This is a genomic window from Micromonospora sp. WMMD714, assembly GCF_029581315.1.
GTDB lineage: Bacteria > Actinomycetota > Actinomycetes > Mycobacteriales > Micromonosporaceae > Micromonospora > Micromonospora rifamycinica.
In genome coordinates this window covers 3,520,877-3,546,278 of the sequence record NZ_CP120744.1, presented here as the reverse complement: position 1 = coordinate 3,546,278, position 25,402 = coordinate 3,520,877, and the positions used below count along the sequence as shown (strand labels likewise).

Here is a 25,402-nt window from a genome sequence, read left to right as displayed (position 1 = left end):
CCCGCCCATGGATCATCGCAGGTGAGGCCCCGGATCCCTCAGCGGAGCACCACCAGCCGGCGCGGTGGGGGCCACCCGGCCGGCCCGTGCGGCGGCCCCGACGGGGTCCACGACCCCAGCACGGCGGCCCGCCGGGCACCGGTCACCGAGGGCACCGCGCCGGGCAGGCCGTGCCAGGACAACCACCCCAGCAGGGCGAACGCGTACGCCTCCTTGGCCTGGGTGGGCACCCCCAGCTCGGCGGTGGTCCGCAGCTCCCAGCGACCGGCCCCGAGGGCGGCCAGCCGGCCCCACAGGGTGGGGTTGCGCACCCCGCCACCGGCCGCCACCACCTCGGTCACCCCGTGCCCGTCACAGGCGGCGGCCACCGTCCGGGCGGTCAGCTCGGTCACCGTGGCGAACACGTCGTCGCGGGCGACCGGCTCGGCGAGCGCCGCCAGCCGGTCGTCCAGGTAGCCGGGGTGGAACAGCTCCTTGCCGGTGGACTTGGGCGGTGCCGCCGCGTAGTAGGGCTCGGCGAGCAGCAGCGCCAGCAGCCCGGGGTGCACCCGGCCCGCCGCCGCCCGAACCCCGTCGACGTCGCAGGGCTGGTCGAGGAACCGGCGGGCCGCCGCGTCGAGCAGGGCGTTGGCCGGGCCGACGTCGTACCCGAGCACGGGTGCGCCCGGCGCGACCACGGTGAGGTTGGCGATGCCGCCCAGGTTGAGCGCCGCCCGCACCCCGCCGCCGGGTCGCCCGCCCAGGTCGCCGCGCGCCCCGGCCGGGTCGTCGGGGGCGAGCAGCAGGGCGTCGAAGGCGGGGACCAGCGGGGCGCCCTGCCCGCCGGCCGCGACGTCCGCCGACCGCAGGTCCGACAGCACGGGTACGCCCACCCGGGCGGCGACCCGGGCCGGCGCACCGAGCTGGAGGGTGCCCCGGACGGTGCCGCCGTCGACCCAGTGGAAGACGGTCTGCCCGGGTGAGACGACCACGTCGGCCCGTCCGCCGGCCAGCTCGACGCCGATCGCGGCGGCCTCGGCGAACACCTCACCGAGGGCGTTGTCGAGCCGGCAGACCGCCTCGACCGTGGTCGGACCCGGCGGCAGCACCGCCCCGATCCGTTCCCGCAACCCCTCGTCGTAGCCCAACTCCCGGTGCCCCAACGGACGCATCCGCAGGGTCTCCCCCACGGCGGTGAACTCGGCGGCGACCACGTCCACCCCGTCGTACGAGGTGCCCGACATCAACCCGACGATCCGCATCGCGCCGGGTCGGTCAGCGGGCCGGCGGCAGGAACAGGCCGACCAGTTCGACGTGCCGGGTCATCGGGAACAGGTCGTAGCCGCGCAGCGCGGCGAGCCGCCAGCCGGCCTGGCCGAAGGTGTGCACGTCCCGGGCGAACGCGGCCGGGTCGCAGGCCACGTAGGCGACCGCCCGGGGGGTGGCGGCGACCAGGTGCCGGACCACGGCCGCGCCGGCACCGGTGCGCGGCGGGTCGAGCACCACCAGGTCGACCGGGCCGGTCACCCGACGGCGGGCCAGCGCGGTCTCCACCCGGGCGGCGACCACCTCGACCCCGGACAGGTCGGCCAGGTTCCGCCGGGCGGCGGCGACCCCCTCGGCGGCGGACTCGACCACAGTGATCCGGGCCTGCGGGCCGACCCGGTCGGCGAGCGCGGCGGCGAACAGGCCGGCCCCGCCGTACAGGTCCCAGGCGGATTCGCCGGGCTGCGGGGCGAGCAGGTCGAGGACCGCGTCGACCAGGGTGTCGGCGGCGGCCGGGTGCACCTGCCAGAACCCGCCGGCCGGCACCGTCCAGTCCCGCCCGGCAGCGGTCTCCCGCACCGCCACCGGCCCGTCACCCGGAGCCGCCGGCCGTTGCGCCGCAGCCGACACCGGCCCGTCGCCCGCAGCCGCCGGGTGGACCGGGGCGTCGGGCGCCGCCGGGTGGGTCGGGGCGTCGGGCCGGGTGGACACCCCGTCGGGGAGGGTGGTGACGACGACGTCGCCACCGGTCGACGCGACCGTCGCCACCGCCTCGGCCGTCGGCCAGCGCTGCCCGAGCACCGGCAGCGCCTGGATCGCCGGGTGGGCGATCAGGCAGCGGTCGATCGGCACCACCTCGTGCGAGCGGTGCTTGAGCAGCCCGGCCCGGCCGGCGGCGTCGACCGCGTACCGGACCCGGGACCGCCAGCCCAGCGGGCCGCCGGGCAGCGCCCGGACGGTGACCCGCAGCCCGTCGATCTCGGCGTCGGTGAGCCCACCGAGGCGGGTCAGCTGCTCGCGGACCACGGCCGTCTTCCAGTCGAGCTGGGCGGCCGGGGTCACGTGCTGGAGGTCGCAGCCACCACACCCGCCCGGCCGGGCGTACGCACAGGGCGGGGTGACCCGGTCCGGTGACGCCGTGCGGATCTCGACGGCGTCGGCGCGGGCGAAGCCCCGGTGCAGCTCGGTCACCTCGGCGACCACCCGCTCACCGGGCAGCGCGTGCCGGACGAAGACCACCTGGCCGTCGACCCGGGCCACGCAGTGCCCACCCGGGGCGACCGCGTCGACGGTCAGCTCGACCCGCTCGGCCTCCTCCAACCCGGCACGGTCGGTGGTCACGGGGTGGGCGGGGCCGGGGCGAGCGGTCACGGGCGGTCTCCGGACGACGGGTCGGGCTCGGCGGGCGGGGTGGGGACGACCACCGGCGGCACGGGCGGGGGCAGGGTGCTGCGCGGCGCGACCCGTGGCCCCCGGGCGGGGGTACGGCTCAGCGTCTCGTCCAGCCGGTCGAGGTTCTTGGTCGCGGTGGACGCCAACTGCCACGGCACACTGGTCACCATCACGCCCGGCTCGAAGAGCAGCCGGCCCTTGAGCCGCAACGCGCTCTGGTTGTGCAGCAGGTTCTCCCACCAGTGGCCGACGACGTACTCGGGGATGAAGACGGTGACCACGTCGCGGGGCGACTCCCGGCGGGTGTTGGCCACGAAGTTCAGGATCGGTCGGGTGATCTCCCGGTACGGCGAGTCGACCACGGTCAGCGGCACCGGCAGTTCGCGCCGCTCCCACTCCTGTTGGAGCTGCCGGGTGTCCTTCTCGTCCACGTTGACGGTGACCGCGGTGAGCGTGTCCGGCCGGGTGGCGCGGGCGTACGCGATGGCCCGCAGGGTCGGTTGGTGCAGCTTGCTGACCAGCACGATGGCGTGGTTGCGGGCGGGCAGCACCCCGCGCACCTCGGTCGGTTCCAGCTCGGCGGCGATCCGGTCGTAGTGCCGGCGGATGGCCAGCATCAGCAGGTAGATCACCGCCATCGCGGCGATGGCGATCCATGCGCCGAGCAGGAACTTGGTGAGCAGCACGATGACCAGCACGGTGCCGGTCATCGCCATGCCGAACGCGTTGATCGCCCGGGAGCGGAACATCCGGCGGCGGGCCTCCGGATCCCGCTCGGTGCGCAGGTGCCGGTTCCAGTGCCGGATCATGCCGGCCTGGGAGAGCGTGAACGAGACGAAGACGCCGACGATGTAGAGCTGGATCAGCCGGGTCACCTCGGCCTGGAAGCCGACGATCAGCACGATCGCGAAGACGGCGAGGAAGACGATGCCGTTGGAGAAGGCCAGCCGGTCGCCCCGGGTGTGCAGCTGCCGGGGCAGGTAGCGGTCCTGGGCGAGGATCGAGCCGAGCACCGGGAACCCGTTGAACGCGGTGTTCGCGGCCAGGAAGAGGATCAGCGCGGTCATCCCGGCGACCACGTAGAGCAGCACCGACCCGCCGCCGAAGACGGTCTCGCCGAGCTGGGCGGTGACGGTCTTCTGCACGTACCCGTCGGGGCCGGAGAGGATCTGGGTGTTCGGGTCCTCGACGAACTGGAGGCCGGTCAGCCGGGCCAGCCAGATGATGCCGACCAGCATGGCCACCGAGATGCTGCCGAGCAGCAGCAGGGTGGTGGCCGCGTTGCGGCTCTTCGGGGCCTTGAACGCCGGCACCCCGTTGGAGATCGCCTCGACCCCGGTCAGCGCGGCGCAGCCGGAGGAGAAGGTGCGCAGCAGCAGGAAGACCAGCGCGAAGCCGGTGACGCTGTGCTCCGCCTGGATCTCCAGCCCGGCGCTGGGGGCGCGCAGGTCGTCACCGAGGACGAAGTACCGGACCAGTCCGGTGAGGATCATCCCGCCGATGACGATCACGAAGCCGTACGTCGGGATGGCGAACGCGGTGCCGGACTCGCGCAGCCCGCGCAGGTTCATCGCGGTCAGCAGCACCACCGCGGTCACCGCGATCAGCACCTTGTGGGTGGCCACGAAGGGCACCACCGAGCCGAGGTTGGCCACCCCGGAGGAGACCGACACGGCGACGGTCAGCACGTAGTCGACCAGCAGCGCGCTGGCCACCGCCAGCCCGGCGCGGGGGCCGAGGTTGACCGTGGCCACCTCGTAGTCGCCGCCGCCGGAGGGGTAGGCGTGCACGTTCTGCCGGTAGCTGGCCACCACGGTCAGCATGACCACGACCACCGCGAGGGCGATCCACGGGGAGAACAGGAACGCCGACGCCCCGGCGATGGAGAGGGTAAGCAGGATCTCGTCCGGGGCGTACGCGACGCTGGACAGGGCGTCGGAGGCGAAGACCGGCAGGGCGATGCGCTTGGGCAGCAGGGTGTGCTGGAGCCGGTCGGACCGGAACGGTCGACCGACGAGGAGTCGCTTCAGCAGCGAGGTGGGACTGGCCACAAGCGCTAAGGGTACGACCACCGGATGGTGGCCGCCGGGGGGTGCCTGGTCCCGTTCCCACGCCCCGGCGCGGTACGGTTCGGTCCCCCGGCGGCGGGGCGGACGTGGCAGGCTCGCAGACGACAGTCGCCGGCAGGCAGGCGCACCATGGGAGGGACACCGTGCACGTCGTGATCATGGGCTGTGGGCGGGTCGGCTCGACGCTGGCCTACAGCCTGGAGTCCCGGGGGCACTCGGTGGCGGTGATCGACCAGGACGCCGACGCGTTCCGCCGCCTCGGCCCCGACTTCGCCGGGATCACCGTCACCGGCGCCGGCTTCGACGGCGAGGTGCTGCGCCAGGCCGGCATCGAGCGGGCGGACGCCTTCGCCGCCGTGTCCAGCGGCGATAACTCCAACATCATCTCGGCCCGGTTGGCCCGCGAGACGTTCGGTGTCTCCCGGGTCGCGGCCCGGATCTACGACCAGCGCCGGGCCCAGGTCTACGAGCGGCTCGGCATCCCCACCGTCGCCACCGTGCGCTGGACGGCCGACCGGATGCTGCGCCACCTGGTCCCCGAGGGCAACGTGGAGATCTTCCGGGATCCGACCAGCACCGTGTCGATCATCGAGGTGCCGGTGCACAAGGACTGGATCGGTCGGCCGCTGCGCCAGCTGGAGGAGGCGGCCGGCACCCGGGTGGCGTACCTGACCCGGTTCGGCATCGGCATGCTGCCCACCGCGTCCAGCGTCGTGCAGGAGGGTGACCAGCTCTACGTGCTGGTCACCGACGACATCGCCGCCCCGGTCACCGCGGTGGCCGCGACGCCGCCCGAAGGAGGGCACTGAGCATGCGGATCGCCATCGCGGGTGCCGGCAACGTGGGCCGGTCGATCGCCCAGGAGCTGATCGACAACGGCCACCAGGTGATGCTGATCGAACGGCAGCCCCGGATGCTGCGCCCCGACCGGGTGCCCACCGCCGACTGGGTGCTGGCGGACGCCTGCGAGCTGGCCAGTCTGGAGGAGGCGAACGTCGCGGGCTGCGACGTGGTGGTCGCCGCCACCGGTGACGACAAGGTCAACCTGGTGGTGTCCCTGCTGGCCAAGACCGAGTTCGCGGTGCCCCGGGTGGTGGCCCGGGTCAACCGGGCCGAGAACGAGTGGCTCTTCACCGAGCAGTGGGGCGTCGACGTGGCGGTCAGCAAGCCCCGGGTGATGGCCGCGCTGGTCGAGGAGGCGGTCACCGTCGGCGACCTGGTCCGGCTGATGACGTTCCGGCAGGGCGAGGCGAACCTGGTGGAGATCACCCTGCCGCCGAGCGCGCCCTACGTCGGCCAGCCGATCCACGCCGTGCCGATCCCCCGGGACGCCGCGCTGGTGGCGATCCTGCGCGGCAAGCGGGTGCTGGTACCCAGCCCCGACGACCCGATCGAGGCCGGCGACGAGCTGATCTTCGTGTGCACCGCCGAGGTGGAGGACGAGGTACGCGGGGTCATCCTCGGCCCAGACAGCGTGGAACGGACCCGGGCCACCGGCTGAGCCGCCGGAGGTGACGGGCCGGCCCCGGGTCTCAGGGGGCGGACAGCGGCGGGGTGGCCGGTTCCCGGGTCACCCGCCGCACCGTCCAGACCGTGATCAGCAGCAGTAGCGCGTACGGCGGATAGCCGAGGGCGAGCCGGGCCACCCCCAGCGCGGTGTCCTGGTGGGCCAGGTAGAGCCCGGCCTGCACCCCGACCTTGGCCAGCCACACCACCCCCCAGAGCACGGTGAGCTGGGTGAAGGTGCGTACCAGCCGGGGATTGTCGCGCCACTCGGAGCGTCCCTTGGCCACCAGCACCGACCAGATCCACCCCACCAGGGGCTGCCGGATCGCCGCCGAGAGCAGCAGGACGATGCCGTAGCCGATCCCGTACAGGATGCCCGGGAGGTAGAAGTCCCGCTCGTCCCCCGTACGCCAGGCGATGGCCGCGCCGATCGCGACACCGAAGAGCCCGTTGACCGCGTGCCGGACCGGACGACGCTGCACCAGCCGGGCCACCGCGATCAGCACGGCCACCCCGATCGAGGCGATCACCGCCGGCCGCAGCTCGCCCAGCACGTTGGCCAGGACGAACACCACCACCGGGATGCTGGACTCGACCAGCCCGCGCCAGCCACCCAGCTGCTCGGCCATCTGCTCGGCCATGCTGGGCAGTTGTTCGTCGTCCGCCGGGGTGGTCTGCGGCTCGGTGGCCGGGGGCTGTCCCGTCGTCACTTCGGCGACTCCAGCTCGTAGTACGGGTTGTAGATGACCTTGCGGTCGTCCCGGACGGCCACCCGGCCCCGTGCGGTCAGGTGCCGGCCCGGCTCGATGCCGGCGATGTGCCGCCGACCCAGCCAGACCAGGGTGACCACGTCACTGCCGTCGTACAGGTCCGCCTCGAGGGTGGGCAGGTTGGTGCGCGGCGTGTAGACCACCGTGCGGAGCCGCCCGGCGACCGAGACCACCTGCCCCCGCATGCACTGCCGGGCCAGCACACCGCCGGACTCGGCACTCTCCCGGCGCAGCTCCTGGGCCTCGATCTCGGCCTCGCTGGCGGTGAACCGGCGCAGGATGTCCCGCAGCGACAGCCGGCTCTCGTCGGTCGACATGACCTCCGCGTCACCCTCTCCACGCTGACCGGTCGGCACCGGTGCTGCCCCGGCCCCGGGACGGGGCCGTGCCGCCAGCGTACGCCGGTCCGGCCCGATCAGGTCGATGCGGTGCTGTCCGCGCCGACGGACCGGGGCACCGGCCGGGCCGGCGGGGTCGGACAGCGGACCGGCCGAGGGGGTGCGGACGGCAGGCCGGGCCGGACGGCGCGTCACCGCGGTGACGCGCCGTCCGGCCCGGACGCGCGCGGTCAGGCCTCGCCGGGGGTGGCGCCTTCTCCGGCCTGCTCGGCCATCTCCCGGGGCAGCCGCAGCGGCAGCGGCTCGCGGACCGGCTTCGCCTCCTGGCCCCGGTCGACGACCAGGCCGTCCAGGCAGGTGGCGAGCGGGCCGGCGGCGGCCGGGTCGGTGGCGGCGGCACCCTGGTAGACGCCCCGGACCATCCAGCGCGGCCCGTCGACGCCGACGAAACGCAGGTCGGTGGGGCCGTCCGGGGTCCGCACCCGGGCGTGCAGCTCGACACCGTACTCGCCCTGGCTCTCCTGCACGGTCGCGCCGTCACCGACCAGCGACTGCCGGATCTCCTCGCGGACCTCGTCCCAGATGCCCTCGGACCGGGGGGCGGCGAAGACGCCGAGCTGGAGGGCGTTCTCCCCGTGCACCAGCACCACCTGCTGGACGACGCCCTGCGGGTCGGCCTGCACCCGCACCTCGACCCCGGGCACCGCCGGGATGTGCAGGCTGCCCAGGTCGAGCCGCTGCACGTCGTCCGGTGCCTCGGACAGGTCGTACGGCCCTCGGGGCGGGCCCGCCGCCTCGTACGAGTCGAGGACGTCGGCCCGCTGGTCACGGGCGTGCCGCCCGCCGTCGGCCCGCTTTCGGGAGAAGATCACTGCGCCCACCCTCCGCTGTTCGCACTCACCCTGCCACCTCTTCCGTCCGTTCGCCCGCCCGGTGGTCGTCCCCGGTCGGACCGCCGGGCGGGGGCACCAGCCCGGCGTGGCCACCGGTCGAACCGTGCCCGCCGGCTCCCCGTCGGGACTCGGGCAGCGCTGCCACCGGCTGGAAATCGACCCGCTCCACCCGCTGGACAACGAGCTGCGCGATGCGATCGCCACGGGAGATCTTCGCCGGTACGTCCCGATCATGGTTGATCAGGTTGACCAGAATCTCACCCCGGTAACCGGCGTCGACCGTACCGGGCGCGTTGAGCACCGTCACGCCGAGCCTGGCGGCCAGCCCCGAGCGCGGGTGGACCAGGCCGACGTAGCCCTCCGGCAGGGCCAGCGCCACGCCGGTGGGGACCAGTGCCCGGCCGCCCGGGGGCAGCTCGACGTCCGCGGCGGCCACCAGGTCCGCGCCGGCGTCGCCGGGATGGGCGTACGCGGGTAGCGGCAGCTCCGGGTCGAGCTGCCGCGCGGGCACGGGTACGACATGGGTCACGGGCTGCCTCTTCCGTCGACGTTCGCGGGGTGCTCCCGCCATCCTGCCGGGTCGACCGCCCCTCGGGTTCCGTACCCTGCCAGGTGTGAGCCTGTCGCCTTCCCCGTCGTCGCCGAGGTCCCCCGGCGCGGCGGCGTACTCCGAGCGGCTCGGCCTGCCGTGGTGGTGCTGGCTGGCCGGGGCGGCCCTGGCCGGGCTCGCCGCCGCCGAGGTCTGGATGGGGGCCGGCGGGGTCCGGGCCTGGCTGCCCTTCGTGCTGCTGCTGCCGGCCACCCTGGCCGGGCTGTGGTGGCTGGGCCGGGTCCGGGTCGCGGTCGACGACGCCGAGCTGCGGGTGGACGACGCCCGGCTACCGGTGCGGTACGTCGCCGACGCGGTCCCGCTCGACGCCGAGGGCCGGCGCGAGGTGCTCGGGGTGGGCGCGGACCCGCTGGCCTTCGTGGTGCAGCGGCCGTGGATCGGCGGCGCGGTGCAGGTGGTGCTCGACGATCCGGACGATCCGACCCCGTTCTGGGTGGTGAGTTCCCGCCGGCCGACCGAGCTGGCCGCCGCCCTGCTGGCCGCCCGCGACACCGCCTGAGCACACCACCCCGGCCTGAGCACGGCACCCCGGCCTGAGCACGGCACCCCGGCCCGAGCACGCCACCCCGACCTGGAGGCGCGGCCGACACGGCGGGGCGGTGGGGGCGGCGTCAGGGCAGGGCGGTGCCGCCGCCGGGCAGCTCCCGGCGTTGCCGGCGCAGGTCGCGGCGGAGTTGATCGGCGAGGGTCCGGGTGGCCCGGCGGTTCAGGTAGCTGGCCACGGCCGCCCCGGTGAGGAACGGCCCCAACGTGGTCAGGTTGCGGCCGAACCGCTTGAGCAGGGTGTCCCGCAGCTCCTTGCGGGCGGCGGTGCCGAGCACCGCGCTCACCCCGACGCCCGGGACCATCGGGTTGATGCCCCGCTGGCTGGCCCAGGACTGGACCAGGGCGACGGTCCGCGGGGTTCCGCCGGTCGGCAGCGGCGCTCCGTAGATCTCGTGCAGCTCGCCGATCAGTTTCAGCTCGATCGACACCACGGCCACCGTCTCGGCGGCGAGCAGCACCGGCGCGGAGAGCAGGGTCGGGGCGACCGTCCACTCCACCGCGGCGACCCCGCCACCGGCCGCGCCCACCCCGGCGGTGGCCCGGGTGGCGTTGCGCACCAGCCGGTCGGCGAGCGCCTCGTCGTCCAGCCCGGGGAAGTGCCGCCGCAGCGTCGCCAGGTCCCGCACCGGGATGTGCGGCGCGACGTCGGCCACCGCGTCGGTCATCCAGCGCAGCGCCGCCCTCGGCTTGAACAGGTCGGCGAGCCCTCGGCTGCGGGCCTGCCCGACCAGCCGGGTGAGCAGTTGCCGGCGGCGGGCCGGCGCGAGGTCGTCGGCGGTCAGCGCCGCCACCGTCGCGCCCAGTTCGTCACCGCTACGGTCGGCCGGTTCCGCCTCGTCCTCCCGTTCCGCGGTCCCGGAGGCGGCGTCCGGGGTGCCTGTGCGGCCACCTGTGCCCACCCGGGCCGCCTCGGCACCCGCGGACGGGTCCGGGGCCGCGACGTCCGCACGGAGGACGTCAGCGGGGCGCGCGGCCGCTTCCGGGGCACCACTGCCCGCGACGGCCGGGGTGCCACTGTCGGACGGCCCGGCTCCGGACACCGGACCGTCCGGGTCGGACCCGCCGTGCCGCTCGCCGTGCTCGTTCATCCGCCTGCCCTCCCGCGGCTCCCACCGCTCTGGTGGACTCCTACCACGAGTCAAGCAGCAACCCGCCGGGTCCGCACGGCGGCTCCGGCAGCGGCGGCCCCCCGAGGAGGCCGCCGCCGGGTGTGGTGGTTACTCGGACGCAGGTGCTCAGACGCACTCTCGGCAGATCAGATCGCCGTTGCGCTCGACCGCCAGCTGGCTGCGGTGGTGCACCAGGAAGCAGCGTCCGCACCGGAACTCGTCCTGCTGCATCGGGAGGACCTTCACGGTCAGCTCCTCGTCGGCCAGGTCAGCGCCGGGCAGCTCGAAGCTCTCGGCCACCTCGGCCTCGTCGACGTCCACGGCGCCCGACTGTGAGTCGACCCGCCGGGCCTTGAGCTCTTCCAGGCTGTCCTCGCCGAGGTCGACCTCGTCGCGACGCGGGGCGTCGTAGTCGGTGGCCATCGGTTCACTCTCCCATATCGATGTTGTCGCTTCCGGTTGTAACGCCGGACGACGCTGTTTCGGTTCCCACTGGCCGGCCACCAATGTTGTCGGTCGCCCGACCCGACGGCCTCCGGATCGAGGCCCTCGGGGGCGAGCACCGACGAGCGCGGTACCTTACCCCTCCCCCAGGCGAGGCATGTATACCGCCCTCGCGGCAGAGATGTACGCCCCAGCGCCCCAAGATGTTCCCAATGTGACTCAGGCGACACGAAGATAGGGGTAGTAGTACCCCGTTCCCGGTCGCCGCGCCGGCATGTCGGACTGTTTCCACGCGTCCGTCGGACAACCGTTAACCTCAGCGGCGTACTCGACGGCCGACGACGCCGCCCGCCGCCGACGTTCGCCGCCACCACCCACCGTCCGGGAGCACCCAGATGAGCTTTGCGCGAGTGCGAGCACTCGTTGTCGTCGGCCTGCTGGCGCTCGTCGCCCTGGTCTTCGTCGTGGTCGCCGTGGTCCGCGACACCCAGGGCAGCGGGGCCAACGCCCGGGGGTGCCCGGAGGGCTGGCCGCTGGCCGACCTGGCGCTGCGCAACTACAAGGATGTCAAGATCAACATCCTCAACGGCACCAACGAGCCGGGCCTGGCAGGCAGCGTGGCGGACGACTTCCGCAACCGGAAGTTCCAGGTCAAGAAGCAGGGCAACGGCGCGCACTTCGAGGGCGTGGCGCTGCTGCGCTTCGGCCCCAAGGGGGTCGGCTCCGCGCACCTGCTGCGGGCGTTCTTCCTCAACAACGCCGAACGCGACTACGACGCCAAGCGCCAGGACGACACGGTCGACGTGGTGCTGGGCGACGGTTTCCAGCAGCTGGCCACCACCACCGAGGTCAACCAGTCCCTCGGCGACCTGGGAGCGCCGGTCGCCCCGGAGGGCTCCTGCCCGATGCCGGCCGAGGACCGGTAACCGGCAGCGCGGTCGCGCCGGCCGGGAACCGGCTGGCCGGCAGCCCGGCCGGGCCGATCGAGAACCGGCGGCGCGGTCGAGCAGGGCCGATCGAGGACCGGTAACCGGCGGCGCGGCCGGGTCGCGTGGTCAGGGGCCGCCGGAGGCGTCCAGGGCGGCCAGCCGGGTGTGCAGCGCCGCGAACAGCGCCGGCGGGGCCGCGATGACCAGGTCGGGGCCGGGCGGCAGGCCGTTCAGCCCGGTCACCCGCAGCCCGGCCTCCGCCGCGACGAGTCCCCCGGCAGCCAGGTCCCAGGCGGCCAGCCCCTTCTCGTAGTAGGCGTCGACCCGCCCCTCGGCGGCCAGGCAGAGATCCAGCGCCGCCGCCCCCATCCGCCGGATGTCCCGGACGTCCGCGATCAGGTCGGCGATCACCCGGGCCTGGTGCAGCCGGCGGCGGGGGTCGTAGCCGAACCCGGTGGCGACCAGCGCCTGCCCCAGGTCGACCTCAGTGGAGCAGCGCAGCCGTTCGCCGTCCCGCCAGGCTCCGCCGCCCGCGGTGGCGGTCCACTCCTCGCCGGTCGCCACGTTGCGGACCACCCCGGCGACCACCTTCCCGTCCACCTCGGCGGCCAGCGAGACCGCGCAGTACGGGAGCCCGTACAGGTAGTTCACCGTCCCGTCGATCGGGTCGACGATCCACCGGACCACGCCCGCCGCGACCGACCCGGCCGCCGCGCCGCCGTACTCCTCGCCGAGCACCACGTCCTGCGGACGGACCGCGCGCAGGGCCTCCAGGACCTGCCGCTCCACCGCCCGGTCGGCGGCGGTGACCACGTCGGTGGCGGTGCTCTTGGTCGCCGCGACGGAGACCCCCTCGGCCCGCATCCGGGCCGCGGTGCCGGCCGCGTCCCGGGCCACCCCGATCGCGATCTCCAGCAGTTCCCGGGAGGTCGGCACGGAACCGGTCATGGAAGCTGCCCCTTTCGCACACGAGCTGCGCGCACCGGACGTACCGGACGGAGATCCCCGGGGTACGCCGAGCCGGCGTCCCCGCCGAAGCGGGCGCGACACGCCCAACGGATCCACGTCGTCGATCTCGCCCGGACAGCATAGGCACGCGCCGCACAGGCCGCGCGACGCGCGTCCCGCCAGGTCCCGACGTGTCCACGGACCGGCTGGACGGGTCGACGACCACCGGGCGGGTAAGATAACCACAAAACCGACATAACTCCCGAAACGGCGGTACAGACGACCGGTTGCCGTGCGCCGCAGGATGATCGCGGCAACCGGGGTTACAATTCACCCTGCCCACGCGCCACGGACCGCCGCCGCACAGCCGGACCGGGACACGGGGGTCACTCAACGACATCGCACGGCACGGCACGCCACGCTGCGCCGGACGACCCCGGCCGTGCTCGCTCTTCGCCTCCGGAAGGTCATTCGTGACAGAACCCCGCCAGCCCGGCGCCGACGTTCGCTCGCTCACCGACACCCTGATCGCCCACGCCCAGAGCGCCGGCGGCCAGTTGACGTCGGCCCAGCTCGCGCGCACCGTCGAGACCGCCGAGGTGACCCCGGCCCAGGCCAAGAAGATCCTGCGGGCGCTCTCCGAGGCGGGCGTGACCGTGGTGGTCGACGGCTCCGCCAGCACCCGCCCCCGCCGGGTGGCCGCCGCCCGCTCGGCCACACCGGCCTCGCGGGCCACCACCGCCAAGACCACCAAGAAGGCCGCCACACCGGCCCCCAAGCAGGCCCCCGCCGCCGAGGAGTCCACCGCGCCGGCTCCGCGCAAGGCGGCCCCACGCAAGGCCGCCACCCCCGCCGGGGTGGCCGCCAAGGCCGTCGCACCAGCCGCCAAGGCGACGAAGTCCACCCGGGCCACCAAGACGACCGTCGCCGACGCCGGCAAGGCCGCCACCAAGCCCAAGGGCGAGGGCGCCGAGGGGGAGATCGACCCCGAGCAGCTGGCCGCCGAGATCGAGGACGTGGTGGTCGAGGAGCCGGCCGAGCTGACCCGGGCCGCCGAGACCGACGCCGCAGCGTCCGCCACCGACAACGACTTCGAGTGGGACGACGAGGAGTCCGAGGCGCTCAAGCAGGCCCGGCGGGACGCCGAGCTCACCGCCTCAGCCGACTCGGTCCGGGCGTACCTCAAGCAGATCGGCAAGGTCCCGCTGCTCAACGCCGAGCAGGAGGTCGAGCTGGCCAAGCGGATCGAGGCCGGCCTCTACTCGGCCGAGCGGCTGCGGGCCGCCGACGAGGGCGAGGAGAAGCTCACCCGCGACATGCAGCGTGACCTGCTCTGGATCTCCCGGGACGGTGAGCGCGCCAAGAACCACCTGCTGGAGGCGAACCTCCGGCTGGTCGTCTCGCTGGCCAAGCGGTACACCGGGCGCGGGATGGCCTTCCTCGACCTGATCCAGGAGGGCAACCTCGGCCTGATCCGCGCGGTCGAGAAGTTCGACTACACCAAGGGCTACAAGTTCTCCACCTACGCCACCTGGTGGATCCGGCAGGCGATCACCCGGGCGATGGCCGACCAGGCCCGCACCATCCGCATCCCGGTGCACATGGTCGAGGTGATCAACAAGCTCGGCCGGATCCAGCGCGAGCTGCTCCAGGACCTGGGCCGCGAGCCCACCCCGGAGGAGCTGGCCAAGGAGATGGACATCACACCCGAGAAGGTGCTGGAGATCCAGCAGTACGCTCGGGAGCCGATCTCGCTCGACCAGACCATCGGCGACGAGGGCGACAGCCAGCTCGGTGACTTCATCGAGGACTCGGAAGCCGTCGTCGCCGTCGACGCCGTCTCCTTCTCCCTCCTGCAGGATCAGCTCCAGCAGGTCCTCCAGACGCTCTCCGAGCGGGAGGCGGGGGTGGTGCGGCTACGGTTCGGCCTGACCGACGGCCAACCGCGCACCCTCGACGAGATCGGCCAGGTCTACGGGGTGACCCGGGAACGGATCCGGCAGATCGAGTCCAAGACGATGTCCAAACTCCGACACCCGTCCCGTTCGCAGGTGCTTCGGGACTACCTGGACTGAGCCGGTCACGTCAACCCGTAGTGTCGGTTTGATCACCAGCCGTAGAACACCCGAAGCTACGCGGTCCAATACGCGTTTGTGATCGTTGACGTGGCACCCTGGGTGCACGGCACACTGTCCTTCCCGCCAGGTGTGACCTCGGTCCCCCGCGGGCACACTGGGAAGGCGGGGCCCGGTAAGGGTGTTGCACGATGAGTGAGCAACGACCGAAGAGAGTGTTCATCGGTGACGACCAGAGGAGGAAGGCGATGACCCCGACCCTCACGCCGCCGCCCGCAACGGTGGCGCCCCCAGCCGCCGATGAACGGTGCGACCGCTGCAATGCTGCCGGCAAGCTCCGTATCACTCTGGCGGGTGGGAGCGAGTTGGTGTTCTGTGGGCACCACGCGAACAAGTACGCCGAGGATCTCGTGAAGATCACGGTCAAGTTCGCGACGGACCCGGAGTTCACCTGGCGTGGCGCCGACCTGATGGCGAACTGAATTCCGTACCCGTACGAGACATAGCTGGCCGGAGGGATCCACAGGATCCCTCCGGCCAGCTTTCGTCCATCCCCCGCCCTCCCCGCCCGGCCCCGGCTCCGCCGGCTCTGCCCTGGCCCCGGTGATCAAGAGATTTCGGTCAGAAATCGGTGATCCGGTGACCAAAACCTCTTGATCACCGGGGCGGGAACAGCGCGGGGGCGGGGGGCGCGGGCGGGGAGGGCAGCGCGGGGTGTCAGAGGGTCTGGAGGGTGGCTATGCGTTCTTCGAGTTGCTCGATGGTCGCCTGGGCGCTCGGGGGGCCACCGCAGATCCGGCGGAGTTCCGCGTGGATCTTGCCGTGGGGTAGCCCGGTGCGGTGGTGCCGGGCGGCCACCAGGGCGTTCAGTTGACGCCGTAGGCCCACCCGGCGCTGGGCGGCACTCAGGGGTACCGGCGGTGCGACGGGGGCCGCAGCGGCCGGCTCAGCGGCCCGGACGGCTGCCCGGCGGCGCTGCGCGGCGAGCTGGTCGGCCTGGCGCTTGGTCAGCAGCTGCGAGACCTGGTCGGCGGTGAGCAGGCCGGGCAGCCCCAGATATTCCTCCTCCTCGGGGGTACCGGCCTGGGCGGCGGTGCCGAAGGACGCCCCGTCGAAGATCACCTGGTCGAGTTCGGCGGTCGCGGAGAGCGCGGTGAACCGCTTCTCCAGCTCGCCACTGGCCTGGTCGTCGCGCTGGGCGCGCTCCAGCAGCTCGTCGTCGAAGCCCTCCCGGTCCTTGGGCTTGCCGAGCACGTGGTCCCGCTCGGCCTCCATCTCGCTGGCCAGCCCGAGCAGGTGCGGCACGCTCGGCACGAAGACCGAGGCCGTCTCGCCGGAGCGACGGGCCCGGACGAACCGGCCGATGGCCTGGGCGAAGTAGAGCGGGGTGCTGGCGCTGGTGGCGTACACCCCGACCGCCAGCCGGGGGATGTCGACGCCCTCGGAGACCATCCGGACCGCCACCAGCCACCGCTGGGTGGACGCCGCGAACGTCGCGATCCGGGCGGACGCCCCCTGGTCGTCGGAGAGGACCACGGTGGCCTTCTCACCGGTCACCTGCTCGATGAGCTTGGCGTACGAGCGGGCGGTCTGCTGGTCGCTTGCGATGATCAATCCACCGGCGTCGGACATCCCGGCGTTGCGCAGCACGGTCAGCCGGGCGTCGGCCGCCCGCAGCACCTGCGGCATCCAGTCCCCGGCCGGGTCGAGGGCGGTCCGCCAGGCCTGGGCGATCAGGTCCTGGGTCATCGGCTCGCCGAGCCGCGCCGCCAGCTCGTCCCCGGCGTTGGTGCGCCACCGGGTCTCCCCCGAGTAGGCCAGGAACAGCACCGGGCGTACGACGCCGTCGCGCAGCGCGTCGGAGTAGCCGTAGACCGAGTCGGCGCGGGACCGCAGCAGCCCGTCGCCGCCGCGCTCGTAGCTGACGAACGGGATCGGGTTGTCGTCGGAGCGGAACGGCGTGCCGGTGAGCATCAGCCGGCGTACCGCGGGCTCGAACGCGTTCTTGACCCCGTCGCCCCAGGAGCGGGAGTCCCCGGCGTGGTGGATCTCGTCGAGGATGACCAGGGTGCGGCGGGTCATGGTGCGCCGCCGGTGCACCTGCGGGGCCATCCCGACCTGGGCGTAGGTGACGACCGCGCCGTGGAAGTCGGCGGCGGAGTGCAGGTCGGCGTTGCGGAACGCGGAGTCGAGCTGGATGCCGACCCGGGCGGCGGCCTGCGCCCACTGGGTCTTCAGGTGCTCGGTCGGGGCGACCACGGTGACCGCCTCGACGGTGCCGTCGACCAGCAGCTCGGCGGCGATCCGCAGGGCGAAGGTGGTCTTGCCGGCGCCGGGGGTGGCGACGGCGGTGAAGTCTTCGGTACGACGGCGCAGGTACTCCACCATCGCCTTGCGCTGCCAGGCCCGCAGGGGTGGGAACGTCTCCAACGCCGGCAACCGGGGTGCCACCCGAGGCTCCTCTCCGACCGCACGAGGCGGATCCGGGCCGAGGGCCACGGTACCGCCGCCCATGAAAACGCCCTCGCGCACCGCACGCCGCGAAGGCCGGCCCAGCATAACCAGCCGGGCCGGGCATCCCCAGCCGACACCACGCCGAGGGCGACCGCCCCTGGTCAGGACGGTGGGCGGTCCAGGCCGGTCTCCGGGGGACGCATCGTCGCCACCGGGGCCGACCAGCGCCGCCGCAGCGCCACCAGGCGCAGAACGAAGACCAGCAGCGCCGCCGCGGTCAGCCCGCCCACCCCGGCGTACCCCAACCCGGTCAACAGCACCACCATGATCGATCCGGCGAGCGCGGCGACGGCGTAGATCTCCCGGCGCAGCACCACCGGGATCTCGGCGGTGAGCAGGTCCCGGCCGAGGCCGCCGCCGATCGCGGTGAGCATGCCGATCACCACCGCGCCGACCGCCGGCACCCGGGCGTCGAGCGCCTTGAGCGTGCCAGTGACGGTGAACAGCGCCAGCCCGGCGGCGTCCAGCACCAGCACCGTGGTCCGCAGCCGGGCGAGCTGCGGGTGCAGCCAGAACACGGCGGTGGCGGTGACCGCGGCGGTGGCGGCGTACCGCCAGTCGGCGAAGGCGAGCGGTGGGACCTCGTCGATGGCCAGGTCCCGGAAGATCCCGCCGCCCAGCGCCGCGACGAACCCGACGAACACCACGCCGAACAGGTCGAGCCGCTTGGCCACCGCCGCGGACGCACCGGAGGCGGCGAAGACGGCCACCCCGGTCAGGTCGGCCAGGAGCAGGGCGGTGGAGGTGGTCACACCGCCGAAGGGTACGGGTGCGGCCCGTCGGGCCGCCCCGGATCACTCGCGGTACGAGTCGTAGATCTCCTTGCACTTCGGGCAGACCGGGGAGCCGGGCTTGGCGGCCTTGGTCACCGGGAACGTCTCGCCGCAGAGCGCCACCACGTAGGTGCCCATCACGGCACTCTCGGCGATCTTCTCTTTGCGCACGTAATGGAACATCTCGGGACCGGTGTCGGCGTCCTTCACCTCGGGACGCTCAAGAACCTCTGTACTCACAGTCACACCTCCAACAGCCCAAGTTTGGCAGGTCGACCAGGTCCGGTCCACCGCAGCCCACCCCGATGGTGGCCAGTTACGGTAGCCGACGTGACCACCTTCCACATCCGCCCCGGCACCGAGGTCGCCGCGGCCCTGCGCGACGGCCGTCCCGTCGTCGCCCTGGAGAGCACCATCGTCTCGCACGGTCTGCCCCGACCGGACAACCTGCGGGTCGCCCGGGAGATCGAGCAGACGGTACGCGACGCGGGCGCCGTCCCCGCCACCATCGGCATGGTCGGCGGCGAGCTCGTCGTCGGCCTCGACGACGAGCAGCTGACCCGACTCGCCACCGTCGACGGGGTGGCCAAGCTCTCCGTCCGTGACCTCGCCGTGGCCGCCGCCACCGGGGCGGACGGGGCCACCACGGTGGCCGCCACCAGTGCGGTGGCCGCCGCCGTGGGGATCGGTGTCTTCGCCACCGGTGGACTGGGCGGGGTGCACCGGGAGGCGGCGCAGACCTTCGACGAGTCGGCCGACCTGGTGACCCTGGCGCGTACCCCGATCACCGTGGTCTGCGCCGGGGTCAAGTCGATCCTCGACGTCGGGGCGACCCTGGAGCGGCTGGAGACCCTCGGGGTCGGGGTGGTCGGCTACCGCACCCGACGCTTCCCCGGTTTCTACCTGACCGACTCCGGTTTCGACCTGGACTGGTCGGTGGACTCCCCGGAGCAGGTCGCCGAGGTGCTGGCCGCCCGGGAGCAGCACGGCGTACACCGGGGTGGGTTGATCGTGGCCAACCCGCTGCCGGTCGACGAGCAGCTCGACCCGGCGCTGCACGACCGGACCCTCACCGAGGGGCTGGCCCGGCTGGGCCGCGACGGCGTCACCGGCAAGGCGGTCACCCCGTTCCTGCTGGCCCACTTCCACACAGCCACCGAGGGCGCCAGCCTGGCGGTCAACGTGCGGATCATCCTGCGCAACGCCGACCTGGCCGCGCGGATCGCGGTCGCGTCCGCCCGGCGCGGGGCGGCATGACCGGTCCGGGCCGGATCGTGGTGGTCGGCGACCTGATCACCGACGTGATCGCGGTGCTGGCCGGGGCGCTGGCCACCGGCTCGGACACCCCGGCCGCGATCAGGGTGACCGGCGGCGGCCAGGCGGCCAACACCGCCGCCTGGATCGCCGCCCAACACGCGCCGGTGACGCTGGTCGGCGCGATCGGTGACGACAGCGCCGGCCGGGACCGGGTGGCCGAGCTGGAGCGGGCCGGGGTGGACTGCGCGGTGGAGGTGCACCCGCAGACCAGCACCGGCACGGTAATCGTGCTGGCCACGGCCGACGAGCGGACCATGGTCACCGAACGGGGGGCCAACCTGCGGCTGACCGCCGGCCACGTGGACCGGGCACTGGCTGCCGTGCCCGACGCCGTCCACCTGCACCTGTCGGCGTACTGCCTGCTGGACGCCGCGTCCCGACCGGCCGGGCTGCGCGCGTTGGCCGCCGCCCGCGAGCGGGGGTTGACGACCAGCGTCGACGCGGCCTCCGCGGCACCGCTGCGGCGGATCGGCGCGGCGGCCTTCCTGTCCTGGGTACGCGACGTCGACCTGCTGCTGGTCAACGCGGACGAGGCCGGGGTACTGGCCGGCGGGCTGGACCCGGCGGCGCAGGCGCGGGCGCTGTCGGCGGCGGCCCGGCGGGTGGTGGTGAAGCGCGGCGGGGCGGGCGCGATCTGGGTGGACCGGCGGGCGACGATCGGGGTGACCCCCTCGCTGCGGGTCGCCGTGGTGGACGTCACCGGCGCCGGGGACGCCTTCGCGGCGGGCCTGCTCACCGCCTGGACGACCGGCGCGAAGCCGCGTGCGGCGCTGGCCCGGGCCGCCGACCTCGGCGCCCTGGCGGTCTCCACGGTGGGTGCCCGCCCCACGCCCGAGGCGGCGACCAGGTAGCGACCGGGCCGTGGGACCGGGCGGCCGATCGGACCACACGACCGGGCAGCCGGCCGGGCCGCGGGACCGGGCAGCCGGGGCCGGGGCCGCAGCCTCAGGGCAGCAGCCTCAGGGCAGCGGCGTCAGGGCAGCCGGCCGGGCCGCGGCGTCAGGGTTCGACGTCGATGATCCGGTGCGGGCGTTCCTCGGCGGTGAGGCTCATCGGCGGGGTCTCGTCGCGGTGCCGGGGCTGGAACCTGTTGGCGAGGCGGTGCTCCTCCTTGGGCGGACGGTCGTTGGCGAGCAGCACCGCCAGCCAGGGGATGAGGATCATGCCCAGCGCCACCAGCGGCAGCCAGAGCCAGAGCAGTGGGGCCTGCACGCCGACCAGGATCGCGCCGGCGATCACACAGGCCACCCGGATGCCCATCATCAGCACGTACCGCTTCTGTCGGCTGGTGAGCTGGTCGTCCTGGCTGCGCGAGGCGTCGGTGATCAGAATCGGCTGGTACGCCTGACGCTTCACCATGGACCTCCTGAGGGGGATTCCCCCCATCCTGTCACCGCACCACCTTGATCAGCGAAAATCGACGTACCCGGGCGGCGTGTTACGTTCGTGGTACGCTGCCCCGGTGGGCAGCCGGTTCAGCTTCACCGACGAGGCGTTGGCCAACCTACGGGTCTACGACGTCACCTCCGGGGAAGTCTGGGAAGCGCTGCACGGTACCCACCGGGTGATCCGGCACCTCGGCGAGGATCTGACGGTCGTCTACGCCGCGAACCGTCGCGGCCGACGGCTGGCCGTGCTGCTCGCCGAGGCCGACGGCACCGACCACGACTGGGACGTCCTCTCCGCCCGCGAGCTGAGCGATGTCGAGGCCAAGCGCTACGACGAGGCCGTGCGGAGAACGCGCCGATGAGGAGGCGACGGCGATGAACCGTAACGAGGCCATCAAGCGATTCCACGGCGGCGACGACACGTTCGCCGAGTTGATCGACGACAGCCAGCCGGTGGAGCTGCCCACCCCCGACACCGACGTGCCGATGGTCAGCCGCTCGGTACGCCTGCCGATGGACACCTACGAGCGGGTCCGGTCGGCGGCGGAGGCCCGCGGCATCGGGGTCACCACGCTGATGCGCCAGTGGATCGAGGCTGGCCTGGCCGATCTCGACGACTCGGCCACCGTCTCGCTCGCCGACGTCCGCCGGGCGCTCGCCGCGCTCTCCCGCCCCACCGCCGCCTGACCCCACCGCCGCCCGACCCGCGCCGGCCCTGGTCCACTGGTCGGCCCTGGCCCACTGGTCGGCCGTCGCCCGCCGGTCGGCCTTCACCGCCCGCCTCGGCCCGCTGCCTGTGCTCGCGGACCCGGCGCAGCGACTCCGCGTCGGTGACGTCCGCCCAGAGCCGGTCGGCCGCACCGTCGATGGGCAACGGGAACGTCGTGCCCCCGTCCTGCCCGTCCACCCCACCCGGCCCGCCGACGTCCGACCAGCCGCCGCGCCGGCTCCGCCGGAAACGCCCGCTGCCGGGCCGCAGCGCCGGAGGGCCGCCGGACGCGGTGCGGCCCGGTGGACACCGTGGGTGTCCACCGGGCCGGCCGGGACGCGGGGGGTCAGTTCACGACGAAGAGCAGCCGGTTCGGCGAGCCCGAGCCGGGGCTGGTCACCACGTTGGGGGTGGCGCTGCTGGTCAGGGAGCTGGCGACCTGGGCCGGGGTGTAGGAGGGGTTGGCCGACAGGACCAGGGCGGCGGCGCCGGCGACGTGCGGGGACGCCATCGAGGTGCCGCTGATCGTGTCGGTGGCGGTGTCGTTGGTGTTCCAGGAGGAGGTGATGTTCGAGCCCGGCGCGAACAGGTCGACGCAGGTGCCGTAGTTGGAGTAGGAGGCCCGCGCGTCGGTGTTGGTGGTGGCGCCGACGGTGATCGCCGAGGCGACCCGTGCCGGGGAGGAGCTGCAGGCGTCGGCGCTGGAGTTGCCGGCCGCCAGCGCGTACGTGATGCCCGAGCTGATCGAGCTGGCCACCGCGTTGTCGATGGCGGTGCTGGCCCCGCCGCCGAGGCTCATGTTGGCCACCGCCGGCTTGACCGCGTTGGCGGTCACCCAGTTGATGCCGTTGACCACGGCGGTGGTGCTGCCGCGACCCCGGCAGTTGAGCACCTTCACCGCGACCAGCCGCACGCCCTTGGCCACACCGTACTTGGTGCCGCCGACGGTGCCCGCGACGTGGGTGCCGTGGCCGTTGCAGTCGGTGTTGTTGGAGTCGACCGCGTTGGTGCCCCAGGTGGCCCGGCCGGCGAAGTCGGAGTGGGTGGTCCGGATGCCGGTGTCGATGATGTAGGCCCGTACGTTGGTGGCCGTGTTCGGGTAGGTGTAGCTGGAGTTCAGCGGCAGGTTGCGCTGGTCGATGCGGTCCAGGCCCCAGGACGGCGGGTTGGTCTGGGTCGCCTGGACGGTCATCACCCGGTCCTGCTCGACGTAGGCCACCGACGGGTCGGCGGCGAGCCGGCTGGCCTGGCCGGCGCTCATCTTCGCGCTGAAGCCGGTGAGCGCGGCGCTGTAGACGTCGGCGACCTTCCCGCCGTACCGCTTGGTGAGGCTGGCGGCCCGGTCGGGCACGGCGGTCCGGGCGGCGCGGCTGTTGGCGGCGCCGACGACGTCGCCCTTGAGCACGACCAGGTAGCTGCCGCTGATCGCGTCGGGGGCGGAGGCGTAGCGGATCTGGCCGGTGGGGGCGGCGAGGGCGGGGGCACCGGCGGCGACGGAGAAGGCCGCGGCGGCGGCCGCGACGGCGACCGCGCGGATCGCGCGACGCCGGGGAACGGACACGTCGGACATCGTCTGAACTCCCTACCGGGTACGAACGGACAGGCAGGGCCGTCCGAAACGTCCCATCGACTGATGTTGAGGGAATGCTAACCAGACATTGACAAACGTAAAAGAGATAACGGCTGGAGGATTGAGCTGGTGGTATGGATGTCCCGGGTGCCCGCCACCGGGCACCCGGCGCCAGGCAGGATGGCGAGGTGGACCGACACGACATGCTGCTCTCCCCCGCCGGCGTCGACGCGCTGCGCACCGCGCTCACCAGCGCCGACTTCACCGCCAACGGCATCGCCGGCCGGCTCGGCCCGCAGGCCACCGGTGGGGTGGCCCGCAACGACTTCCGGGCCGCGCTGCGCGCCACCGGGGACCGGGATCCGTTGGCCACCCTGATCCGGGTGTTCATCTGCGACCAGACCGAGCCCGAAGCGGCGGTCGCCGCCGCGCTCGCCCCGCTCGACCTGGCCGAGGCCGTCGCCGCCGGCCTGGTCGAGCCGTACGGCGACGGCCTGCGCGCCGGGGTGGACCTGGAGCCGTACGGGGACGCCTGGTGGGTGCTCGCCGACGTGCCGGCCAGCGCCCGCCCGGGTCGACCACTGCACAGCGAACACGTGCTCGGCATCGGCGGGGCCACCCACACCCTGATCGGGGCGACCGTCCGCCGCCCGGTGGACACCGCGCTGGACCTGGGCACCGGCTCCGGCGTGCAGGCCCTGCACCTGGCCACCCACGCCCGGCGGGTCACCGCCACCGACGTGTCGGAGCGGGCACTGCGCTTCGCCGCCACCACCGCCGCCCTGAACGGGCAGGACTGGGAACTGCTGCGCGGCGACCTGGTCGCCCCGGTGGCCGGCCGGCGGTTCGACCTGGTGGTCAGCAACCCGCCGTTCGTGGTCGGGCCGGGCACCACCACCCACGTCTACCGCGACTCCGGCCGGGTGGGCGACGCGATCGGCGCCGAGCTGGCCGCCGCCGCGCCGGGCCTGCTCACCGAGGGTGGGACCATGCAGTACCTGGCCAACTGGGTGCACGTCGCCGGGGAGGACTGGGCGGAGCGGGTCACCGGCTGGTTCGCCGGCACCGGGCTGGACGCCTGGGTGATCCAGCGCGAGGTCGCCGACCCGATGGCGTACGTGCACCTGTGGCTGACCGACGTCGGCGAGGCGGCCGACCCGCACCGGGCGGCGGCCTGGCTGGACTGGTTCGACGCGCACAAGGTCGAGGCGATCGGCTTCGGCATCGTCTCACTGCGCCGGGGTGGTCACGCCGACCCGACCGTACGGGTGGAGGACCTGCGCCAGCAGGTCGAACCGCCACTGGGCGACCAGGTGGCCGGCTGGTTCGACAGGCAGGACTTCGTGCGCGCCCGTGGCGTCGACGGCCTGCTCGACACCCGCTACCGGGCGGCCCCGGGGCTGCAACTGCGCCAGGAGGCGACGATCGGCGACGAGGGCTGGGCGGTCGACCGGCAGGTCCTGACCATGCCGCACGGGCTGCGCTGGAGCGAGGAGATCGACCCGCTGGTGCTGGCCCTGGTCGGCGGCTGCGACGGCCGGTTGCCGCTGCGTGAGCAGCTCGCCCTGCTCGCCGTCGCGCACGACGTCACCATCGACGAGCTGGCCGAGGCGGCCGGCCCGATCGTGTCACGGCTGGTCGAGCGGGGCATCGTCGAGCCGGTGACCGACTGATGCGGGCGGCCGAACAGGGCATCGCGATGCCGGCGGTCGAGCGGGGCATCGTGATGCCGGCGGTCGAACAGGGCATCGTCGAGCCGGTGACCGACTGATGCGGGCGGTGGTGCAGACGGTAGGCCGCGCCAGCGTCACCGTCGACGGCGAGGTGGTCGGCGCGATCACCGACGGCCTGCTGGTGCTGCTGGGTGTCACCCACACCGACTCCCCCGAGCTGGCCCGGACGATGGCCCGCAAGGTACACGAGCTGCGCATCCTCGACGACGAACGCAGCGCCGCCGACACCGGTGCCCCGATCCTGGTGGTCAGCCAGTTCACCCTCTACGGCGACACCCGCAAGGGGCGCCGCCCGAGCTGGACCGCCGCCGCTCCCGCCGAGGCGGCCGAACCCCTGGTCACCGCCATGGTCCAGGCGCTCCGTGACCGGGGCGCGACGGTCGAGACCGGCCGGTTCCGCGCCCACATGCTGGTCGAGAGCACCAACATCGGCCCCCGCACCCTCCTCCTGGACCTCTAACCCACCCCCTCCCCACCCCGCGCCCACCCCCGCACACACCCCCACCCGCCCTGGTGATCAAGAG

General features: G+C 73.7%; 27 protein-coding genes. 12 read left to right on the top strand and 15 right to left on the bottom strand.

The window, feature by feature from the left end; genetic code table 11:
- Positions 1–38: 38 nt before the first annotated feature.
- The 3 genes from O7625_RS15785 to O7625_RS15775 are packed head-to-tail and all read right to left on the bottom strand — an operon-like array spanning position 39 to position 4,688.
- A complete protein-coding gene (locus O7625_RS15785) occupies positions 39–1,241 on the bottom strand; it encodes an anhydro-N-acetylmuramic acid kinase (RefSeq protein WP_282346739.1) in 1,203 nt (400 codons plus the stop codon).
- 13 nt (positions 1,242–1,254) lie between these two features.
- Positions 1,255–2,616, bottom strand: coding sequence for a TRAM domain-containing protein (locus O7625_RS15780; protein ID WP_282346738.1), 1,362 nt, complete (start codon positions 2,614–2,616; stop codon positions 1,255–1,257).
- Positions 2,613–4,688 (bottom strand): APC family permease, encoded by a 2,076-nt coding sequence (locus O7625_RS15775; protein WP_282346737.1) that lies wholly within the window; start codon positions 4,686–4,688, stop codon positions 2,613–2,615. The genes O7625_RS15780 and O7625_RS15775 overlap by 4 nt, the downstream gene beginning before the upstream one ends.
- Before the next feature lie 161 nt (positions 4,689–4,849).
- Here O7625_RS15775 and O7625_RS15770 point away from each other — a divergent pair, with 161 nt between their 5' ends.
- Positions 4,850–5,515 (top strand): TrkA family potassium uptake protein, encoded by a 666-nt coding sequence (locus O7625_RS15770; protein ID WP_067315220.1) that lies wholly within the window; start codon positions 4,850–4,852, stop codon positions 5,513–5,515.
- 2 nt (positions 5,516–5,517) lie between these two features.
- Positions 5,518–6,207, top strand: a complete 690-nt coding sequence (locus tag O7625_RS15765; RefSeq protein WP_067315217.1) for a TrkA family potassium uptake protein — start codon at positions 5,518–5,520, stop codon at positions 6,205–6,207.
- Positions 6,208–6,238: 31 nt separating this feature from the next.
- Here O7625_RS15765 and O7625_RS15760 read toward each other — a convergent pair whose 3' ends face one another.
- The 4 genes from O7625_RS15760 to dut all read right to left on the bottom strand — a co-directional run bounded on the left by O7625_RS15760 (position 6,239) and on the right by dut (position 8,784).
- Entirely contained in the window at positions 6,239–6,922 is a 684-nt protein-coding gene (locus O7625_RS15760) for a DUF3159 domain-containing protein (RefSeq protein WP_067315215.1), read from the bottom strand.
- Positions 6,919–7,299 (bottom strand): OB-fold nucleic acid binding domain-containing protein, encoded by a 381-nt coding sequence (locus O7625_RS15755; protein ID WP_067315225.1) that lies wholly within the window; start codon positions 7,297–7,299, stop codon positions 6,919–6,921. Before O7625_RS15755 ends, O7625_RS15760 begins: the two co-directional genes overlap by 4 nt.
- Before the next feature lie 251 nt (positions 7,300–7,550).
- Positions 7,551–8,192, bottom strand: a complete 642-nt coding sequence (locus O7625_RS15750) for a DUF3710 domain-containing protein (RefSeq protein ID WP_067315211.1) — start codon at positions 8,190–8,192, stop codon at positions 7,551–7,553.
- Positions 8,193–8,217: 25 nt separating this feature from the next.
- Entirely contained in the window at positions 8,218–8,784 is a 567-nt protein-coding gene (gene dut, locus O7625_RS15745; protein WP_282346733.1) for a dUTP diphosphatase, read from the bottom strand.
- Positions 8,785–8,827: 43 nt separating this feature from the next.
- On the opposite strand from dut, the gene O7625_RS15740 reads away from it, so the two are divergent.
- Positions 8,828–9,322: a DUF3093 domain-containing protein gene (locus tag O7625_RS15740; protein ID WP_067315201.1), complete on the top strand. Its 495-nt coding sequence runs from the start codon at positions 8,828–8,830 to the stop codon at positions 9,320–9,322.
- A gap of 112 nt (positions 9,323–9,434) precedes the next feature.
- On the opposite strand, the gene O7625_RS15735 is transcribed toward O7625_RS15740, so the two are convergent.
- Both O7625_RS15735 and O7625_RS15730 read right to left on the bottom strand, forming a co-directional pair.
- Positions 9,435–10,172: a hypothetical protein gene (locus tag O7625_RS15735; RefSeq protein WP_089004298.1), complete on the bottom strand. Its 738-nt coding sequence runs from the start codon at positions 10,170–10,172 to the stop codon at positions 9,435–9,437.
- A 432-nt stretch (positions 10,173–10,604) separates the two neighbouring features.
- Positions 10,605–10,901 carry a DUF4193 domain-containing protein gene (locus O7625_RS15730; RefSeq protein ID WP_067315205.1) on the bottom strand — a complete coding sequence of 99 codons (297 nt, stop codon included), beginning with the start codon at positions 10,899–10,901 and terminating at the stop codon, positions 10,605–10,607.
- 431 nt (positions 10,902–11,332) lie between these two features.
- Here O7625_RS15730 and O7625_RS15725 point away from each other — a divergent pair, with 431 nt between their 5' ends.
- The gene (locus O7625_RS15725) at positions 11,333–11,848 is read left to right on the top strand and encodes a LytR C-terminal domain-containing protein (RefSeq protein WP_172898504.1); all 516 of its coding nucleotides are present in this window, start codon (positions 11,333–11,335) and stop codon (positions 11,846–11,848) included.
- Positions 11,849–11,977: 129 nt separating this feature from the next.
- On the opposite strand, the gene O7625_RS15720 is transcribed toward O7625_RS15725, so the two are convergent.
- Positions 11,978–12,799, bottom strand: a complete 822-nt coding sequence (locus O7625_RS15720) for an inositol monophosphatase family protein (RefSeq protein WP_282346730.1) — start codon at positions 12,797–12,799, stop codon at positions 11,978–11,980.
- A 473-nt stretch (positions 12,800–13,272) separates the two neighbouring features.
- Here O7625_RS15720 and O7625_RS15715 point away from each other — a divergent pair, with 473 nt between their 5' ends.
- Together O7625_RS15715 and O7625_RS15710 are read left to right on the top strand one after the other, a co-directional pair.
- Entirely contained in the window at positions 13,273–14,874 is a 1,602-nt protein-coding gene (locus tag O7625_RS15715) for an RNA polymerase sigma factor (protein WP_282346729.1), read from the top strand.
- 248 nt (positions 14,875–15,122) lie between these two features.
- A complete protein-coding gene (locus tag O7625_RS15710) occupies positions 15,123–15,356 on the top strand; it encodes a hypothetical protein (RefSeq protein WP_067313888.1) in 234 nt (77 codons plus the stop codon).
- Between the two features lie 235 nt (positions 15,357–15,591).
- Here the strand turns inward: O7625_RS15710 and O7625_RS15705 are convergent, their stop codons facing one another.
- The 3 genes from O7625_RS15705 to O7625_RS15695 all read right to left on the bottom strand — a co-directional run bounded on the left by O7625_RS15705 (position 15,592) and on the right by O7625_RS15695 (position 18,407).
- Entirely contained in the window at positions 15,592–17,325 is a 1,734-nt protein-coding gene (locus O7625_RS15705) for a DEAD/DEAH box helicase (RefSeq protein WP_282346728.1), read from the bottom strand.
- 164 nt (positions 17,326–17,489) lie between these two features.
- Complete coding sequence (locus O7625_RS15700; RefSeq protein ID WP_067313869.1) at positions 17,490–18,140, bottom strand: trimeric intracellular cation channel family protein; 651 nt, start codon at positions 18,138–18,140, stop codon at positions 17,490–17,492.
- A 42-nt stretch (positions 18,141–18,182) separates the two neighbouring features.
- A complete protein-coding gene (locus O7625_RS15695) occupies positions 18,183–18,407 on the bottom strand; it encodes a DUF3039 domain-containing protein (protein WP_172898387.1) in 225 nt (74 codons plus the stop codon).
- 84 nt (positions 18,408–18,491) lie between these two features.
- Here O7625_RS15695 and O7625_RS15690 point away from each other — a divergent pair, with 84 nt between their 5' ends.
- Both O7625_RS15690 and O7625_RS15685 read left to right on the top strand, forming a co-directional pair.
- The gene (locus O7625_RS15690; protein ID WP_282346727.1) at positions 18,492–19,418 is read left to right on the top strand and encodes a pseudouridine-5'-phosphate glycosidase; all 927 of its coding nucleotides are present in this window, start codon (positions 18,492–18,494) and stop codon (positions 19,416–19,418) included.
- The gene (locus tag O7625_RS15685) at positions 19,415–20,329 is read left to right on the top strand and encodes a carbohydrate kinase family protein (protein WP_067313876.1); all 915 of its coding nucleotides are present in this window, start codon (positions 19,415–19,417) and stop codon (positions 20,327–20,329) included. The genes O7625_RS15690 and O7625_RS15685 overlap by 4 nt, the downstream gene beginning before the upstream one ends.
- Positions 20,330–20,477: 148 nt before the next feature.
- Here the strand turns inward: O7625_RS15685 and O7625_RS15680 are convergent, their stop codons facing one another.
- Complete coding sequence (locus O7625_RS15680; protein WP_282346723.1) at positions 20,478–20,837, bottom strand: DUF3099 domain-containing protein; 360 nt, start codon at positions 20,835–20,837, stop codon at positions 20,478–20,480.
- A 103-nt stretch (positions 20,838–20,940) separates the two neighbouring features.
- Between O7625_RS15680 and O7625_RS15675 the strand changes: the two genes are divergently transcribed.
- Together O7625_RS15675 and O7625_RS15670 are read left to right on the top strand one after the other, a co-directional pair.
- The gene (locus O7625_RS15675) at positions 20,941–21,228 is read left to right on the top strand and encodes a hypothetical protein (protein ID WP_231932742.1); all 288 of its coding nucleotides are present in this window, start codon (positions 20,941–20,943) and stop codon (positions 21,226–21,228) included.
- A gap of 13 nt (positions 21,229–21,241) precedes the next feature.
- Positions 21,242–21,553 carry a hypothetical protein gene (locus O7625_RS15670; protein WP_067313878.1) on the top strand — a complete coding sequence of 104 codons (312 nt, stop codon included), beginning with the start codon at positions 21,242–21,244 and terminating at the stop codon, positions 21,551–21,553.
- 368 nt (positions 21,554–21,921) lie between these two features.
- Here the strand turns inward: O7625_RS15670 and O7625_RS15665 are convergent, their stop codons facing one another.
- The gene (locus O7625_RS15665; RefSeq protein ID WP_282346721.1) at positions 21,922–23,145 is read right to left on the bottom strand and encodes a S8 family peptidase; all 1,224 of its coding nucleotides are present in this window, start codon (positions 23,143–23,145) and stop codon (positions 21,922–21,924) included.
- Positions 23,146–23,333: 188 nt separating this feature from the next.
- Between O7625_RS15665 and O7625_RS15660 the strand changes: the two genes are divergently transcribed.
- Together O7625_RS15660 and dtd are read left to right on the top strand one after the other, a co-directional pair.
- Positions 23,334–24,818: a methyltransferase gene (locus tag O7625_RS15660; protein ID WP_282346719.1), complete on the top strand. Its 1,485-nt coding sequence runs from the start codon at positions 23,334–23,336 to the stop codon at positions 24,816–24,818.
- A gap of 97 nt (positions 24,819–24,915) precedes the next feature.
- Positions 24,916–25,338 (top strand): D-aminoacyl-tRNA deacylase, encoded by a 423-nt coding sequence (dtd, locus tag O7625_RS15655; protein WP_282346718.1) that lies wholly within the window; start codon positions 24,916–24,918, stop codon positions 25,336–25,338.
- The last annotated feature ends 64 nt before the right edge of the window (positions 25,339–25,402 follow it).